At 71.7% G+C, this 15,069-nt stretch carries 11 protein-coding genes; 10 read left to right on the top strand and 1 reads right to left on the bottom strand.

Going from position 1 to position 15,069, the window contains the following annotated elements:
* Positions 1-51: 51 nt before the first annotated feature.
* Both NBY69_RS18960 and NBY69_RS18965 read left to right on the top strand, forming a co-directional pair.
* A complete protein-coding gene (locus NBY69_RS18960) occupies positions 52-3,936 on the top strand; it encodes a glycosyltransferase (RefSeq protein WP_250302199.1) in 3,885 nt (1,294 codons plus the stop codon).
* The gene (locus NBY69_RS18965) at positions 3,933-5,447 is read left to right on the top strand and encodes a DUF5719 family protein (protein ID WP_250302200.1); all 1,515 of its coding nucleotides are present in this window, start codon (positions 3,933-3,935) and stop codon (positions 5,445-5,447) included. Before NBY69_RS18960 ends, NBY69_RS18965 begins: the two co-directional genes overlap by 4 nt.
* An 89-nt stretch (positions 5,448-5,536) precedes the next feature.
* On the opposite strand, the gene NBY69_RS18970 is transcribed toward NBY69_RS18965, so the two are convergent.
* Positions 5,537-5,995 (bottom strand): metallopeptidase family protein, encoded by a 459-nt coding sequence (locus NBY69_RS18970; protein WP_250302201.1) that lies wholly within the window; start codon positions 5,993-5,995, stop codon positions 5,537-5,539.
* A 320-nt stretch (positions 5,996-6,315) separates the two neighbouring features.
* On the opposite strand from NBY69_RS18970, the gene NBY69_RS18975 reads away from it, so the two are divergent.
* The 8 genes from NBY69_RS18975 to NBY69_RS19010 all read left to right on the top strand — a co-directional run bounded on the left by NBY69_RS18975 (position 6,316) and on the right by NBY69_RS19010 (position 14,816).
* Entirely contained in the window at positions 6,316-6,690 is a 375-nt protein-coding gene (locus tag NBY69_RS18975; RefSeq protein ID WP_250302202.1) for a DUF3499 domain-containing protein, read from the top strand.
* Positions 6,691-6,893: 203 nt separating this feature from the next.
* Positions 6,894-8,267: a phosphomannomutase/phosphoglucomutase gene (locus tag NBY69_RS18980; RefSeq protein ID WP_250302203.1), complete on the top strand. Its 1,374-nt coding sequence runs from the start codon at positions 6,894-6,896 to the stop codon at positions 8,265-8,267.
* 180 nt (positions 8,268-8,447) lie between these two features.
* Complete coding sequence (locus tag NBY69_RS18985; RefSeq protein ID WP_250302204.1) at positions 8,448-8,633, top strand: Trm112 family protein; 186 nt, start codon at positions 8,448-8,450, stop codon at positions 8,631-8,633.
* 104 nt (positions 8,634-8,737) lie between these two features.
* Positions 8,738-9,868, top strand: a complete 1,131-nt coding sequence (locus tag NBY69_RS18990; protein WP_250302205.1) for an SIS domain-containing protein — start codon at positions 8,738-8,740, stop codon at positions 9,866-9,868.
* Between the two features lie 203 nt (positions 9,869-10,071).
* On the top strand, positions 10,072-11,235 hold the full coding sequence (manA, locus tag NBY69_RS18995) for a mannose-6-phosphate isomerase, class I (RefSeq protein ID WP_250302206.1): 1,164 nt from the start codon (positions 10,072-10,074) through the stop codon (positions 11,233-11,235).
* A gap of 66 nt (positions 11,236-11,301) precedes the next feature.
* Positions 11,302-12,279 carry a cation diffusion facilitator family transporter gene (locus tag NBY69_RS19000; RefSeq protein ID WP_250302207.1) on the top strand — a complete coding sequence of 326 codons (978 nt, stop codon included), beginning with the start codon at positions 11,302-11,304 and terminating at the stop codon, positions 12,277-12,279.
* Positions 12,280-12,583: 304 nt separating this feature from the next.
* On the top strand, positions 12,584-14,041 hold the full coding sequence (ahcY, locus tag NBY69_RS19005) for an adenosylhomocysteinase (RefSeq protein WP_250302208.1): 1,458 nt from the start codon (positions 12,584-12,586) through the stop codon (positions 14,039-14,041).
* Between the two features lie 160 nt (positions 14,042-14,201).
* Positions 14,202-14,816, top strand: coding sequence for a hypothetical protein (locus NBY69_RS19010; RefSeq protein WP_250302209.1), 615 nt, complete (start codon positions 14,202-14,204; stop codon positions 14,814-14,816).
* Positions 14,817-15,069: the final 253 nt, after the last annotated feature.

A 15,069-nucleotide genomic window follows, 5' to 3' on the forward strand; every position in this document is an offset into this window, starting at 1 on the left:
CTTCCGGGGGAGAACGACCCCCGGACCCCGGCCGGAGGGGCCCGTACCTCGATGTCCGTGCACAGCCAATCGACGGCCCCTTACGAGGCCGCAACGCCTGCGTTCGCTTCCGCCCACCCACCAGAGTTCCCGCGGCACGTCGTCACCGCCGTGCTCGTCTCCCACGACGGCGCCCGCTGGCTGCCCGACGCGCTGGCCGGACTGCTCGGGCAGGAGCGGCCCGTACAGAACGTCGTCGCGGCCGACACCGGCAGCGCCGACGCGTCGGCGGGCCTGGTCACCGAAGCGCTCGGCGCGGAGCGGGTGTTGCACCTCGCCCGCCGCACCGGCTTCGGCACCGCCGTCGACGAGGCGGTCCGTACAGCAGGCGTCCTCGGCCCCGAGGAACTGCCGTACCTGAAGCGGCCCAGCGGCTGGGACCCGGTGAGCCGCAGTTGGCGCGACGACACCTACGACCTGCCCGAACTGCCGCACGGCGAACCGGTGCAGTGGCTCTGGCTGCTGCACGACGACTGCGCGCCCGACCCCGACGCACTCGCCGAACTGCTGCGCGTCGTGGAGAACGACCCGCACGCCGCCGTCGTCGGCCCCAAGCTCCGCGGCTGGTACGACCGTAAGCAACTGCTCGAAGTCGGCGTCTCGATCGCCAACAGCGGTCGGCGCTGGACCGGTCTCGACCGCCGTGAGCAGGACCAGGGACAGCACGACCAGGTGCGCTCCGTACTGTCCGTGTCGACCGCGGGCATGCTCATCAGGCGGGACGTCTGGGAGGAGCTGGGCGGCTTCGACCGCAGGCTGCCGCTCATGCGCGACGACGTCGACCTGTGCTGGCGTGCGCACGCCGCCGGCCACCGGGTCGTGGTCGCCCCCGACGCCGTACTGCGCCATGCGGAGGCATCGGCCCGCGAACGCAGGCCCATCGACTGTGTCGGACGCTCCGTCGCCAACCCGCACCGCGTCGACAAAGCGGGCGCCGTCTACACCCTGCTCACCAACACCCGGGGCAGGGGCCTCCCGTACGTCATGCTGCGGCTGGTCCTCGGCACCCTGATGCGAGTGGTCGCCTACCTCGTCGGCAAGGCGCCGGGACAGGCGCTCGACGAGGTCGCCGGGCTGGTGGGCACCCTGCTGCGTCCCGAGCGGATCCTGGCCGGGCGGCGCAGACGCGGCAGCGGAACGGTCGACGCGAGCGAACTGCGCCCGCTCTTCCCGCCGCCCGGCGCCACCGTCAAGGCCACCGCCGAACAGGTCGTCGGACACTTCGGCGGCAGCACCGACGCGGAAGCCGGATCGCGGCACGGCGCCGTCGAATCCGGTCCGGGCGGTGACGACGCCGACTTCCTGGAGATCGAGCAGTTCGCCCGGCTGAAGCGGATCGCGCGCAAACCGGGCCCCGTGCTGTTCGCCGTGCTCCTCGTGGTGTCGCTCGTCGCCTGCCGGGCGCTGCTCGGCGCAGGCGCACTCGCGGGCGGCGCACTGCTGCCCGCGCCCGAGCACGTGTCGGAGCTGTGGAACCGGTACGCCGACGTGTGGCACCCCTTCGGCACCGGCGGCACACAGTCCGCCCCGCCGTACCTCGGGATCATCGCCGCGCTCTCCGCCGTCCTCCTCGGACACGTCGGGCTGGCCCTCACCCTGCTGCTGGTCTGCTCCGTGCCGCTGGCCGGGCTCACCGCGTACTTCGTCTCCCGCCCGCTCACCGGCTCCCGCCTGCTGCGGGCCTGGGGCAGCGTCGCGTACGCCTTCCTGCCCGCCGCGACCGGCGCACTGGCGTCCGGCCGGGTCGGGACGGCCGTACTGGCGGTCCTGCTGCCGCTGATCGCCCGCTGCGCCGTGTCCGCCGCCGGACTGCGCGGTGCGCGCGGAAGCTGGCGCGCGGTCTGGGCGTACACCTTCCTGCTGACCCTCGCCATGGCCTTCACCCCGATCGTGTGGCCGCTCGCCGTGGTCCTGGGGATCGCCGTCCTGGCGCTGCGGCGCGACGACCTCGTGGCGTACGGACTGCGCTTCCTCGCGCTCGTCGGCACCCCCCTGCTGGTGCTCGCGCCCTGGTCGCTCTCCCTGCTGTCGAGCCCGTCGGACTTCTTCCGCGAGGCGGGCATGGAGTTCGGCAAGGGCTCCGCCTCCGCGCTCGACCTGCTGGGGATGAGCCCCGGCGGGCCGAAGACCGCGGGCGGCGTACTGCTGATCGGCGTGGTGCTCGCCGCACTGGCGGCCCTGCTGCGCGGGGAACGGCAGTTCGCGATCCGCGGCGCCTGGGCCGTGGCCCTGGTCGGGCTGGTCTTCTCCGTCCTCGCCAACAACGCGGGCTGGGCCGGTCCCGCCACGCTCGTCTACGGCATCGCCCTGCTCGCCGCGGCCGTGCTCGGCGCGGAGGGCGCGCGCGGACGCGTCGCCACCCAGAGCTTCGGCTGGCGCCAGCCGGTCGCCGGGCTGATCGCCGTCGCGGCCCTCGTCGCCCCCCTGATCGCCGCCTTCGGATGGATGGCCAGCGGTGCGGACGGGCCGCTGGAGCGGCGCGACCCGGTGCAGGTACCGGCGTTCGTCGCCGAGGAGAGCGGCACCCGCGACCAGGCCCGCACCCTGATCCTCGGCGGGAAGTCCGACGCGGAGGTCTCGTACACGCTGGTACGCGGCTCCGGCGGCAGGCTCGGCGACGCCGAGCTGGCCCGCGCGGGCGGCGACAGCCCCCGGCTCGACAAGATCGTGGCCGGTCTGGTCGCGGGCTCCGGCGCCGACCAGTCCGACCAGCTCAGCGGGTACGCGATCCGCTACCTGCTGGTCCGCGACGGCGCGCCGCCCGCCATGAGCCGGGTACTGGACGCCACACCGGGGCTGAGCAGGCTGAGCCAGCTGGACGGCAGCGCCCTGTGGCGCGTCGACCGGCAGGTCGCACGGGCCACCATCATCCCGGGCACGTCGACGACCGCGTCCGGTGGCGAGGCCGACGCCGCCGAACCGATGTCCGTGGCAGCGGGCCCGGTGGACATCCACACCACGGTCCCGGCGGGCACGTCGGGCCGCGTCCTGCGGATCGCCGACTCCGTGGCGCCGGGCTGGACGGCCACCCTGGACGGCCGCGCCCTCACCAGGACGACGGTCGACGGCTGGGCCCAGGGCTTCGAACTCCCCACCCAGGGCGGGAAGCTCGACGTCACGTACGACCAGCCGTTCACCCACACCCTGTGGACCTGGGCCCAGGTGGTCCTCGTGATCGTCCTGCTGGTGCTCGCCCTGCCCGGCCGCCGCAAGGAGATCGACGACGATCTCCCCGAGGAGGAACTCCCCGTACCCGCGGAGCCGGTGGCGGGCGAGGGACGCCGGGCACGACGGCTGCGTGCCGCGGCCCAGGCGGAGGCCGAAGCGGGCGCGGAGGACGAGACGGACGGCGCGGCACCGGCCGGGGCGCAACCCCTGCCCGAGCCCGCGGCGGACGATCCGTACCGGCCCGCCGAGCCGGACGAGGAGAAGCCCGGGATGCCCGCGGCAGAGGGCGACTTCGCGCCGCAGTACGGGGCCGACGTACCGCAGCAGCCCGCATACGGCGAGTGGGACCAGCCGGCGTACCCGCCGGCCGGTCAGTACGCGGGCGGTCAGTACGCCGGTGAGCAGTACCGGAACGAGCAGTACCAGGACGGTCAGTTCCAGGGTGGCCGGTTCCCGGACGGTCAGTACGCCGAAGGCCGGTACCCCGACGCGCAGTACGGCAACGAGCCGTACCAGGACGGGCAGCAGGCCCACGGCGGTCAGTACCAGGACGGCCAGTACCAGGAAGGTCACCAGGACGGCCAGTACCAGGACGGGCAGCAGTACGACCCGTACCCGCAACAGGCGCCGCAGGAAGGCGAGTACGACCCCTACGGCTACGGCCGGCAGCCCCGGCAGCAGCCGTACCCCGACGAGACCGAGCACCGCCCCGACGGGAGCAACCAGTGAACCGCACCGCCCTCGCCCTCGCCGCGGCCGTCGCCGCCCTCGCGGCCGTCACCGGATTCGCCTCCGTCAGCGCCCCGTCGGGCAGCACGGCCGGGGCGAAGACAGCCGCGCGGCTGCCCGTCGAGCGCTCCAGCCTGGTCTGTCCCGTGCCCAGCACCTCCGACGTGGCGGAGACGACGTACACCGCCTTCACCCCGGCGGGGAAGGGCGGCGGAGCGGCCGGTACCGCCCAGCTGCTGCCGTCCGTGACCGGCCCCGGGACGGACGCGAAGAAGCCCGAGAAGGGCAAGAAGGGCGGACCGGCGGGCACGGAGAAGCCCGTCGTGTCGCTCAAGGAGCCCGGCAAGCCGGTCACCGACAAGGAATCGGGCGGTGACTCCCCGGCCCTCATCGGCTCGGCCGACGGCCTGCTGGCTCCCGGCTGGACCGCCCAGCAGACCACGACCGTCGACGTCGGCGGCTCGCGCGGAGTGCTCGGCACCAACTGCACGCCGCCCGACACGGACTTCTGGTTCCCCGGCGCCGGCACGTCCACCGGCCGTCAGGACTACGTCCACCTCACCAACCCGGACGACAGCGCGGCCGTCGTCGACATCGAGCTGTACGGCAAGGACGGCGTCATCAAGTCCGATGTGGGGGAGGGCATCACGGTTCCGGCCAGGTCGACGGTCCCCGTGCTGCTCTCGACGCTCGCGCCCCACCCCACCGAGAACCTCACCGCCCATGTCACCACCCGTACCGGCCGGGTCGGCGCGGTGGTGCAGTCCATGGACGACAAGCTCGGCAGCGACTGGATTCCCGCGTCGGCCGCCCCGGCGCGCAGGCTGGTGCTCCCCGGCATCCCCGCGGACGCCACCTCCGTACGGCTGGTGGCCTTCACACCCGGCTCGGACGACGTGGACCTGAAGGTCCAACTGGCCGCCGCCGACGGCACGATCACCCCGGCGGGCCACGAGACACTGCACCTCAAGTCGGGCATGACCGCCGCCGCCGACCTGGCGGACGTCACCCGGGGCGCCGCGGGATCGCTGGTGCTCTCCCAGTCCGGCAACGGCAAGGCGCCCGTGGTGGCCGCCCTGCGCGTGGTGCGCGGCAAGGGAACCAAGCAGGAGGTCGCCTTCATCCCGGCGACCGCGGCGGTGGGGGAGCGGTCCTCGGTGGCCGACAACCGCTCCAAGGGCTCGGTGCTCTCGTTGGCCGCGCCGTTCGCCACGGCGAAGGTGAAGGTCACGTCGTCGGCGGGCAGCGAAGGCGGGCAGCCGGTCGTCAAGACGTACACGGTCAAGGGCGGGACGACGCTCGCGGTGAAGCCCGAAGTACCGGCCGGGCTCAAGGGTTCGTACGCGCTGACGGTGGAGCCCGAGCCGGGCGGCGGCCAGGTCTACGCGGCGCGCACGCTCGAACTCCCCCTCGACGGCGTCCCGATGTTCACCGTGCAGACCCTCCCCGACGACCGGGGGACGGTCTCGGTACCGCAGGCGAAGCAGGACCTGACGCTGCTCGGCAACTAGGCCGTACACGGCCTGGGAGCCGGGGTGAACGGCCGCCCGCGCCGCGGGCGGCCCGTCGGGAAGGCCAGAGGGGAAGGCCGTCCGGAAGGTCAGTCCTGCCCGTACCGCGGATCGACCGACTCCGGCGCCAGGCCGAGCAGTTCGGCCACCTGCTCGACGACGATCTCGTGCACCAGCAGTGCCCGCTCGTCGCGGTTCTTGGTACGGATCTCGACGGGCCGCCGGTAGACGACGATCTGCGCGGGCCGGTTCTTTTCAGCCGAGATCGCGTTGCCGAGCGGGACGGACACATCGCTGGGCCACGAGTCGGGGTCGTCGCCGATCTCGGTACGGGGCACGTCCAGCACCAGGAAATCGACCTCGGCCAGCTGCGGCCAGCGGCGTTCGAGGCGCTCCACGGAGTCCTGCACCAGATCGCGGAAGGAATCCGCGCGACTGGTGGAGAGCGGAACCTGGGGCGGGGCGACGGGCCCGCGCATTCCCCGGCCGTGCCGGTCGCGACGGCGCGGCCGGGGCTCGGCGGGCGGGGGCGGTAGGGAGTTGTCCATCACTGACGCAGGGTAGCCCTCCCCGGGGCACGGCGAGCCCGACGGCCGGGCCGTTCTCGCCATGTCGCGGAATGGTCATTCCGGACATGTTCGCGATCGGCTCTCCGGCGACTTCCGATCGGAGATTTCGCTGCGAGTGACTGGATGTCACCGCCGCCACGACCGCATCCGGTCAGTCACTGGCTGTGTGCGTCTGTACCCGTGCAGGTCAAGCGAGTTGCCCCGAAAGGGACCGGGGTGCGGATCGGGCCACGACACGGAGGAGTGACGCCGGGGCGTGTCGTCGCGGCCCGCTCAAGAGTGCGGTACCGTCCCATACCGTGAGCCCTGTACGTCGCTGTTCTCGCACTGCGTGCGGCCGCCCTGCCGTCGCGACGCTGACGTACGTCTACGCCGACTCGACCGCGGTCCTCGGCCCGCTCGCCACCTATGCCGAGCCCCACTGCTACGACCTGTGCGCCGAGCACAGTGAGCGGCTGACCGCTCCGCGCGGCTGGGAGGTCGTCCGTCTCACCGACGGCTCCGCCCCCGCCCGGCCCAGCGGTGACGATCTCGAAGCCCTCGCCAACGCCGTACGGGAAGCCGCCCGGCCGCACGAGCGCACCCCCGAGCCCGGCAGCACCGCCCGCTCCGCCAACCCGGTCGAGGCCGGCCGCCGCGGCCATCTCCGGGTACTGCGCTCACCGGAATCCTGAGCGGGCCCACCGGGCCGTGGAACCCACCGGCCTGACGGGCCGACGGGTTCCGGGCCGTGGAACCCACCGGCCTGACGGGCCGACGGGTTCCGGGCCGTGGAACCCACCGGCCTGACGGGCCGACGGGCCGTTCCGGTTGACGCCGTGTTTCTCATCCTTACGGGTAGTTTGAGTGCCCCGTAATGGAATTCAGGAGGACCGACGTGGCTGGTGCTGTCGATTTGTCGCAGGTCGTGAAGGCGTACGACGTACGGGGGGTCGTGCCCGATCAGTGGGACGAGTCACTGGCCGAACTCTTCGGCGCCGCCTTCGTACAGGTGACGGACGCATCGGCGATCGTCGTCGGCCACGACATGCGCCCCTCGTCCCCCGGCCTGTCCGGAGCCTTCGCGCGCGGGGCCGCGTCCCGTGGCGCCGACGTCACGCTCATCGGCCTGTGCTCGACGGATCAGCTGTACTTCGCCTCCGGCCAACTCGACCTGCCCGGAGCGATGTTCACCGCCTCGCACAACCCCGCCCGGTACAACGGCATCAAGATGTGCCGGGCCGGAGCCTCGCCGGTGGGACAGGACACCGGGCTGACGGAGATCCGGACGCTGGTCGAGACATGGTCGGCGACGGGCGCCCCGGCCGCTGCGGCCACCGCGGGAACCGTCACCGAACGCGACACGTTGAAGGAGTACGCGGCCCACCTCCTCTCCCTGGTCGACCTCTCGGCGATCCGCCCGCTGAAGGTCGTCGTGGACGCGGGCAACGGCATGGGCGGGCACACGGTCCCCACCGTCCTGGCACCGCTCCCGCTCGAAGTGGTCCCGCTGTACTTCGAGCTGGACGGCACCTTCCCCAACCACGAGGCCAACCCCCTGGACCCGGCCAACCTGGTGGACCTCCAGGCGAAGGTCCGCGAGACGGGCGCCGACCTGGGCCTGGCCTTCGACGGCGACGCGGACCGTTGCTTCGTCGTCGACGAGCGCGGCGAGGGCGTGTCCCCGTCGGTCATCACGGCCCTGGTGGCCGCCCGCGAGCTGGCCAAGCACCCCGGCGGCACCGTGATCCACAACCTGATCACCTCCTGGTCCGTCCCCGAGGTGGTCCGCGAGAACGGCGGCACCCCGGTGCGCACCCGGGTCGGCCACTCCTTCATCAAGCAGCAGATGGCCGGCACCGGCGCGATCTTCGGCGGCGAGCACTCGGCCCACTACTACTTCAAGGAATTCTGGAACGCGGACACCGGGATGCTCGCCGCCCTGCACGTCCTGGCGGCCCTGGGCACCCAGCCCGGCACCCTCTCCGACCTGGTCGCCCAGTACGACCGCTACACCGGCTCGGGCGAGATCAACTCCACCGTCACCGACCAGACGGCGACCACGGCGCGGGTGCGAGAGACGTACGAGCAGTTGGACGGCGTCACCCTGGACGACCTGGACGGCCTCACCGTGACCTCGGCCGACTGGTGGTTCAACCTCCGCCCCTCCAACACCGAGCCGCTGCTGCGACTGAACGTGGAGGCCCGGGAACCGGCCACGATGGCGAAGGTGCGGGACGAGGTGCTGCGGCTGGTGCGCGGGGATGCCTGACCGGCCCGCCCGCGAGGGGCGCCCGGAGCAGCGGCGGGACGGGCGGCCCCCGGTCCGGGGCGACCGCCGGGCGCGGGTCCGTCCGCCGGGGCGCCCCCGAACCGCCCCGGTGCCCCGCGGCCACCCCGACCCGGCGGTACGCTGACCTGGCCCAAACCGTATGTTCGAAGGGACCACCCCATGCCGCTCGAAGCCGGTCTCCTGGAGATCCTTGCCTGCCCCGTCTGCCACGCACCGTTCGACGACCGGTCGGCGGCCGAGGAGAACCCCGAGCTGATCTGCACCGGTAAGGAATGCGGCCTCGCGTACCCCGTGCGGGACGGCATCCCCGTACTCCTCGTCGACGAGGCCCGCCGCCCCGCGTAACCCCACCCGGCGTACGCCCGCGGAACCGCCCCGGTCACACCCCGCACTCCACGCTCCCGTACACCCGCGCCCCTACACGCAAGGCGAATCGGAGGCAGACCCCGATGCTCGACGAGTCGTTGCTCGACGCCCCGGAAGCCCTGGCACGAGCCGACCGCCGCGGACTCCTCCGCGGCGCAGCCGAGGCCGGAGCCCGCGTCCGTACCGCCGCCCGGCTCGCCGCCGAAGCGGGCCTCGCGGACCTGGAACCGGAGGGCCGACCCCGAGCCGTACTCGTCGCGGGAGCCGGCGCCGCCGCGACCGGTGTGGCCGATGTGGTGGCCGCACTGGCCGGGGCCGCCGCTCCGGTCACCCGGCTGCGCCCGACCGGCGTGGCCCCGGCCGCGGGCGCGCTGCGCTGGGCGCTCCCCGGCTGGGCGGGCCCGGTGGACCTGCTGCTCATCGCCACCGCGGACGGTACGGAACCGGGCCTCGCGCTCCTCGCCGAGCAGGCGTACCGCCGGGGCTGCACCGTCGTCGCCGTCGCGCCGCGCCGCACCCCGCTGACCACGGCGGTCGACGGGGCGCACGGCCTTGTCGTACCGATGGCGACGGCTCCGTACGAGGAGGGGGCCGAGGTGCCGTTCACCGCGGTCGGCCCCGGCGCCCTGTGGGCGCTGCTCACCCCGCTGCTGGTCCTGCTCGACCGCGTGGGCCTGGTCGGCGCACCGCCCGAGACCCTCCAGCACCTGGCCGACCGCCTCGACAGCACGGCGGAACGCTGCGGCCCGGCCGTCGCGACCTACAACAACCCGGCCAAGACCCTCGCCTCCGAACTCGCCGACTCCCTGCCGCTCATCTGGACGGAGGGCACGGCCGCGGCGCCGGCCGGCCGCCGCTTCGCGGCCGTACTGACCGAGCTGGCAGGGCGGCCCGCGCTGGCCGCCGAACTGCCCGAGGCGCTCCCCTCGCACGGCGCTCTGCTCGTCGGACCGTTCGCGGGCGACGCCGACCCCGAGGACTTCTTCCGCGACCGGGTGGACGACCCGCAGGCGCTGCACGCCCGCGTGGTCCTGCTCCGGGACCGCCCGGCGGGCGGCCTGACCGCTGCGCCCGCGGCCCGCGAGATCGCCCTCGCCCAGGACACGCCGATCAGCGAACTCGAACCGGAGGAGGGCAGCGAACTCGAAGCTCTCGCCGAGCTCCTCGCGGTCACGGACTTCGCCGCCGCCTACCTGGCCCTCGCCTCGGCCTGACCGGCGGCGCGGGAACCCGCTCCACCCGATCCGAACACCTGGGCCCGCGGTCGACAGTCCGGCTGGCGCGCCCGGTCGACAACCCGGCCAACGGCCTGTCAACGACCCGCTCGTCGCCCCCGGGGTGACCTCAACAGCCACCCACACCCCAGCTGCCCCATTCACCTCGTCTGCCCCACCGAAGCAACCCGGAAAGTAGCCACATGGACCGCCTAGCCAACACCGTGCGCCCTTACGCCTGGGGCTCGACGACCGCCATCCCGACCCTCCTCGGCATCGCCCCCACCGGCGAACCGCAGGCGGAAATGTGGCTGGGGGCCCACCCCGGAGCCCCGTCCCGCATCGACCGCGGCACCGGCGACCACGCGCTGTCGGCGGTCATCGACGCGGACCCCGAGGCCGAACTGGGCACCCCGGCCGTCGAGAAGTTCGGCCCGCGCCTGCCGTTCCTCCTCAAGCTCCTGGCGGCCGGCGCACCGCTCTCCCTCCAGGTGCACCCCGACCTCGCACAGGCGAAGGAGGGCTACGCGGACGAGGAACGCCGGCACGTCCCGATCGACGCCCCGCACCGGAACTACAAGGACGCCAACCACAAGCCCGAACTGATCTGCGCCCTCACCCCGTTCGACGGCCTCTGCGGGTTCCGTACGCCCGCCGAGTCCGCCGATCTGCTCGCGTCCCTCGAAGTGGACTCGCTCGAACCGTACGTGGACATCCTGCGCGCGCGCCCCGAGGAGGCGGCCCTGCGCGAGGTCCTGACGGCCGTTCTGACCGCGGATCCCACCGAGATGAAGGCGACGGTCACCGAGGCCGCCGCCGCTGCCGAACGCCTCGGCGGTGCCCTCGCCCCGTACGCGTCGATCGCCCACCACTACCCGGGCGACCCGGGCGTCATCGCAGCGATGCTGCTCAACTACGTACAGCTGCAGCCGGGTGAGGCACTGTTCCTCGGAGCGGGCATCCCGCACGCCTACCTCAACGGCCTGGGTGTCGAGATCATGGCGAACTCGGACAATGTGCTGCGCTGCGGACTGACCCCGAAGCACGTCGACGTCCCCGAACTGCTCCGCATCGTGCGCTTCGAGGCGACCGATCCGGGCATCCTGCGCCCCGAGGCGGCGCCGGACGGCGAGGAGTTGTACGACACCCCGATCGACGAGTTCCGGCTCTCCCGCTACGTACGCTCCGAAGGGTCCGCACCGGTCCGGCTCCCGGACGCCACCGCCCAGATCCTGCTCTGCACGGCAGGCACCCCCTGGGCGGGCGAACTCGCCCTCGCACCCGGCAGGTCGGTGTTCGTCCCGGCGGGCGAAACCGTCGAGCTGACGGGACCGGGCACGGTCTTTCGCGCGACCGTCGTGGCCTGATGCGACAATGTGCGGCCGAATAGCGGCACCAAGGCCGCGGCACCGACGAAGGGAACACGTCCACCCATGAGTGCGTCAGGTGGAACCAAGGCGATCGTGGCGGCGCTCGGCGCCAACCTCGCGATCGCGGTAGCTAAGTTCGTGGCGTTCCTCTTCAGTGGCTCGTCGTCGATGCTTGCCGAAAGCGTCCACTCGCTCGCCGACTCCGGCAACCAGGGACTGCTGCTGCTCGGCGGCAAGAAGGCCCAGCGCGAGGCCACCCCCCAACACCCCTTCGGCTACGGCCGGGAGCGGTACATCTACGCGTTCCTCGTCTCGATCGTGCTCTTCTCGGTCGGTGGCATGTTCGCGGTCTACGAGGGCTACGAGAAGGTCAAGCACCCGCATTCGCTGGACAACTGGTACTGGCCGGTGGGCGTCCTGGTCTTCGCGGTCATCGCGGAGGGCCTGTCCTTCCGTACGGCGATCAAGGAGTCCAACCAGACCCGCGGCGACATTTCCTGGTCCCAGTTCATCCGCCGCGCCAAGGCTCCCGAGCTGCCGGTCGTGCTGCTCGAAGACTTCGGCGCGCTGATCGGTCTGGTGCTGGCGCTGGCCGGTGTCGGACTGGCCGTCGGGACGGGCAACGGGGTCTGGGACGGCATCGGCACGCTCTGCATCGGCACGCTGCTGATCCTCATCGCGCTTGTCCTGGCGGCGGAGACCAAGTCGCTGCTGCTGGGTGAGTCGGCGGGCGCCGAGGAGGTCGACAAGATCAAGGAAGCCATCGTCGACCACGACACCGTCACCGCCGTGATCCACATGCGTACGCTCCACCTCGGTCCCGAGGAGTTGCTGGTCGCCGCCAAGATCGCGGTCCAGCACGACGACACGGCAACCGAGGTGGCCGACGCGATCGACGCCGCGGAGGCCCGTATCCGTGCCGCCGTCCCGATCGCGCGGGTGATCTACCTGGAACCGGACATCTACAGCGAGGCGGAAGCCGCGGCAGGGAACAACCCGGCGGCAACACCGGGCGGCCCCACGCCGACGCCGGCCCACTGATCACGGGGGACGGGGCCGTACCCGCGCCGCACCAGGACACCGTTCGCCCGCCCAGGGAATCCCCCACAACTTGGCCGATCCGCCCCGGGCGGGCTGGGGCCCGCTGGGCCGATCGGTGTAGATTCGACCGGAGCCAGACGTCGCTGCTGATGGCGGTCGGGCGGTCCGCGCTGCGGACCGGCCGAGGGAGAGAGGGCCTCCGACGGACTGCGCCGCGAGCGCTCGGGCATTCCTGTGCCTTCACGCCCGTCGCCGCAGCATCCAGCCCGTACACCCTCGACCCATCTTCCGAGGAGCAGCTCGTATGACGACCGACGCCATCACCCAGGACTTCAAGGTCGCAGACCTTTCCCTGGCCGCCTTCGGGCGCAAGGAGATCACTCTCGCCGAGCACGAGATGCCCGGTCTGATGTCGATCCGCAAGGAGTACGCAGCGACGCAGCCGCTGGCCGGAGCCCGTGTCACCGGTTCGCTGCACATGACGGTGCAGACGGCGGTCCTGATCGAGACCCTGGTCGCCCTCGGCGCCGAGGTCCGCTGGGCCTCCTGCAACATCTTCTCCACCCAGGACCACGCCGCCGCGGCCATCGCGGTCGGGCCCAAGGGCACCCCGGAGGCCCCTGCGGGCGTCCCGGTCTTCGCCTGGAAGGGCGAAACGCTCGAAGAGTACTGGTGGTGCACGGAGCAGGCGCTGACCTGGCCGAACACCCCCACCGGCGGCCCGAACATGATCCTCGACGACGGTGGCGACGCCACCCTCCTCGTCCACAAGGGCGTCGAGTTCGAGAAGGCCGGAGCCGCCCCGGACCCGGCCACCGCGGACAGCGAGGAGTACAGCTACATCCTCAAGCTCCTCAACCGCACCCTCGGTGAGAACCCGCAGAAGTGGACCCAGCTGTCGTCCGAGATCCGCGGTGTCACCGAGGAGACCACGACCGGTGTCCACCGTCTGTACGAGATGCAGCGCGACGGGCAGCTCCTCTTCCCGGCGATCAACGTCAACGACGCGGTCACCAAGTCCAAGTTCGACAACAAGTACGGCTGCCGTCACTCCCTGATCGACGGCATCAACCGCGCCACGGACGTCCTCATCGGCGGCAAGGTCGCGGTCGTCTGCGGCTACGGCGACGTGGGCAAGGGCTGCGCGGAGTCCCTGCGCGGCCAGGGCGCCCGGGTGATCATCACCGAGATCGACCCGATCTGTGCCCTGCAGGCGGCCATGGACGGCTTCCAGGTCTCGACCCTCGACGATGTCGTTTCCCTCGCCGACATCTTCGTCACCACGACCGGCAACAAGGACATCATCATGGCCACGGACATGGCCAAGATGAAGCACCAGGCCATCGTGGGCAACATCGGCCACTTCGACAACGAGATCGACATGGCCGGCCTGGCCAAGATCCCGGGCATCGTCAAGGATGAGGTCAAGCCGCAGGTCCACACCTGGACGTTCGCCGACGGCAAGACGCTGATCATCCTCTCCGAGGGCCGCCTGCTGAACTTGGGCAACGCGACCGGCCACCCGTCGTTCGTGATGTCCAACTCGTTCGCGGACCAGACGCTGGCCCAGATCGAGCTGTTCACCAAGCCCTCTGAGTACCCGACCGACGTCTACGTGCTTCCCAAGCACCTCGACGAAAAGGTCGCCCGCCTCCACCTGGACGCCCTGGGAGTGAAGCTCACGACGCTCCGCCCCGAGCAGGCCGCCTACATCGGCGTCGAGGTCGAGGGCCCGTACAAGTCGGACCACTACCGCTACTGATCCACCCTCCTACGCACTGTCGGCAGTAGGCGCCGATCAGGAGTAGGCACTGAGTGCAGTCAGCACCAGGTGTCAGGTCAGCAGTAGGTACCAGGCAGGCCCCCGCACCCCCGTGTCGGGGGCCTGCCTCGTACCGGCCTCAGAAAGACCCAAGGACCCCATGCCCCGCGGCCGCTATTCGCTCCATGATCTGCACGACCACACCCCCCTCGGTGAAGAACACTTCCACTGCGCGCCAGGCCCGTCCGGCTGGCGCTACGTCTCCCAGACCACCGCCCCCTCCGGTGATCACGCCGGCTCCGTCGATCTGGCCATCGACGAACTCGGCCGTCCCATCCGTCTCGAACTCCACGCCGCGAGCTGGCAGGTGCGCGGCGCCGCCGTGGACGGCGTCACCTGGGTCCGCACGGACCCCACGGGAACCCACGCCACCGAGGGCAACGCCCCCGCCCATGCCTTCGCCGGCACGTCCCCCGCGTTCCTCGTCGCCACAGCTCGTCTGCTCGGCCTCACCCCCGGTTCCCCCGCCATGCGTGTCCGCCTCGTCGCTTTCACCGACCCGGTCCTGGCCCCCCGTACCGTCGACCGGTCCTGGGCGCTGGTGAAGAGTGAAGCGCATGCCACTGACAACGGCCCCTTGTTGGTGGACGAGTACCAGGTCAGCGCCCTGGACACCGGTGAGCAGTACGCGGTCCACATCGCTGGAGACGTCGTTCTCTCGGCCCCCGGCATCGAACTCGAACACCTGGAATCGCCGCCGTCGGCTTTCCCGTAGGCACTGGCTGCTGCGCGATGTGCGTACGGCCCTGCTGACCTGCTAGTGTCTCCCTCGCCCACAAAAACCTTTGACACGGTTCGAGTGGGGAGGTAGATTTGAACGGTTGCCCCGAGTTGGACAAGACCGGGTCGCGACAGTTAATGTCTCTCTTGCTCGCGGAAATCAAATTTCCGCAGAGCCTTTCGATTCATCCGAATCAAGAAGCCGATTAGCTCGGCCGAAAAGATTCTGATAAAGTCGGAATCGCCGG

This window comes from Streptomyces sp. A 4/2, assembly GCF_940670765.1.
GTDB lineage: Bacteria > Actinomycetota > Actinomycetes > Streptomycetales > Streptomycetaceae > Streptomyces.

Bases quoted from the DNA above. Each gene is read 5' to 3' on its own strand.
- NBY69_RS18960 (WP_250302199.1), top strand. From the start codon at position 52: ATGTCCGTGCACAGCCAATCGACGGCCCCTTACGAGGCCGCAACGCCT.
- NBY69_RS18970 (WP_250302201.1), bottom strand. From the start codon at position 5,995: ATGGACAACTCCCTACCGCCCCCGCCCGCCGAGCCCCGGCCGCGCCGT.
- NBY69_RS18985 (WP_250302204.1), top strand. From the start codon at position 8,448: ATGCCGCTCGAAGCCGGTCTCCTGGAGATCCTTGCCTGCCCCGTCTGC.
- NBY69_RS18990 (WP_250302205.1), top strand. From the start codon at position 8,738: ATGCTCGACGAGTCGTTGCTCGACGCCCCGGAAGCCCTGGCACGAGCC.
- manA (WP_250302206.1), top strand. From the start codon at position 10,072: ATGGACCGCCTAGCCAACACCGTGCGCCCTTACGCCTGGGGCTCGACG.
- NBY69_RS19000 (WP_250302207.1), top strand. From the start codon at position 11,302: ATGAGTGCGTCAGGTGGAACCAAGGCGATCGTGGCGGCGCTCGGCGCC.
- ahcY (WP_250302208.1), top strand. From the start codon at position 12,584: ATGACGACCGACGCCATCACCCAGGACTTCAAGGTCGCAGACCTTTCC.
- NBY69_RS19010 (WP_250302209.1), top strand. From the start codon at position 14,202: ATGCCCCGCGGCCGCTATTCGCTCCATGATCTGCACGACCACACCCCC.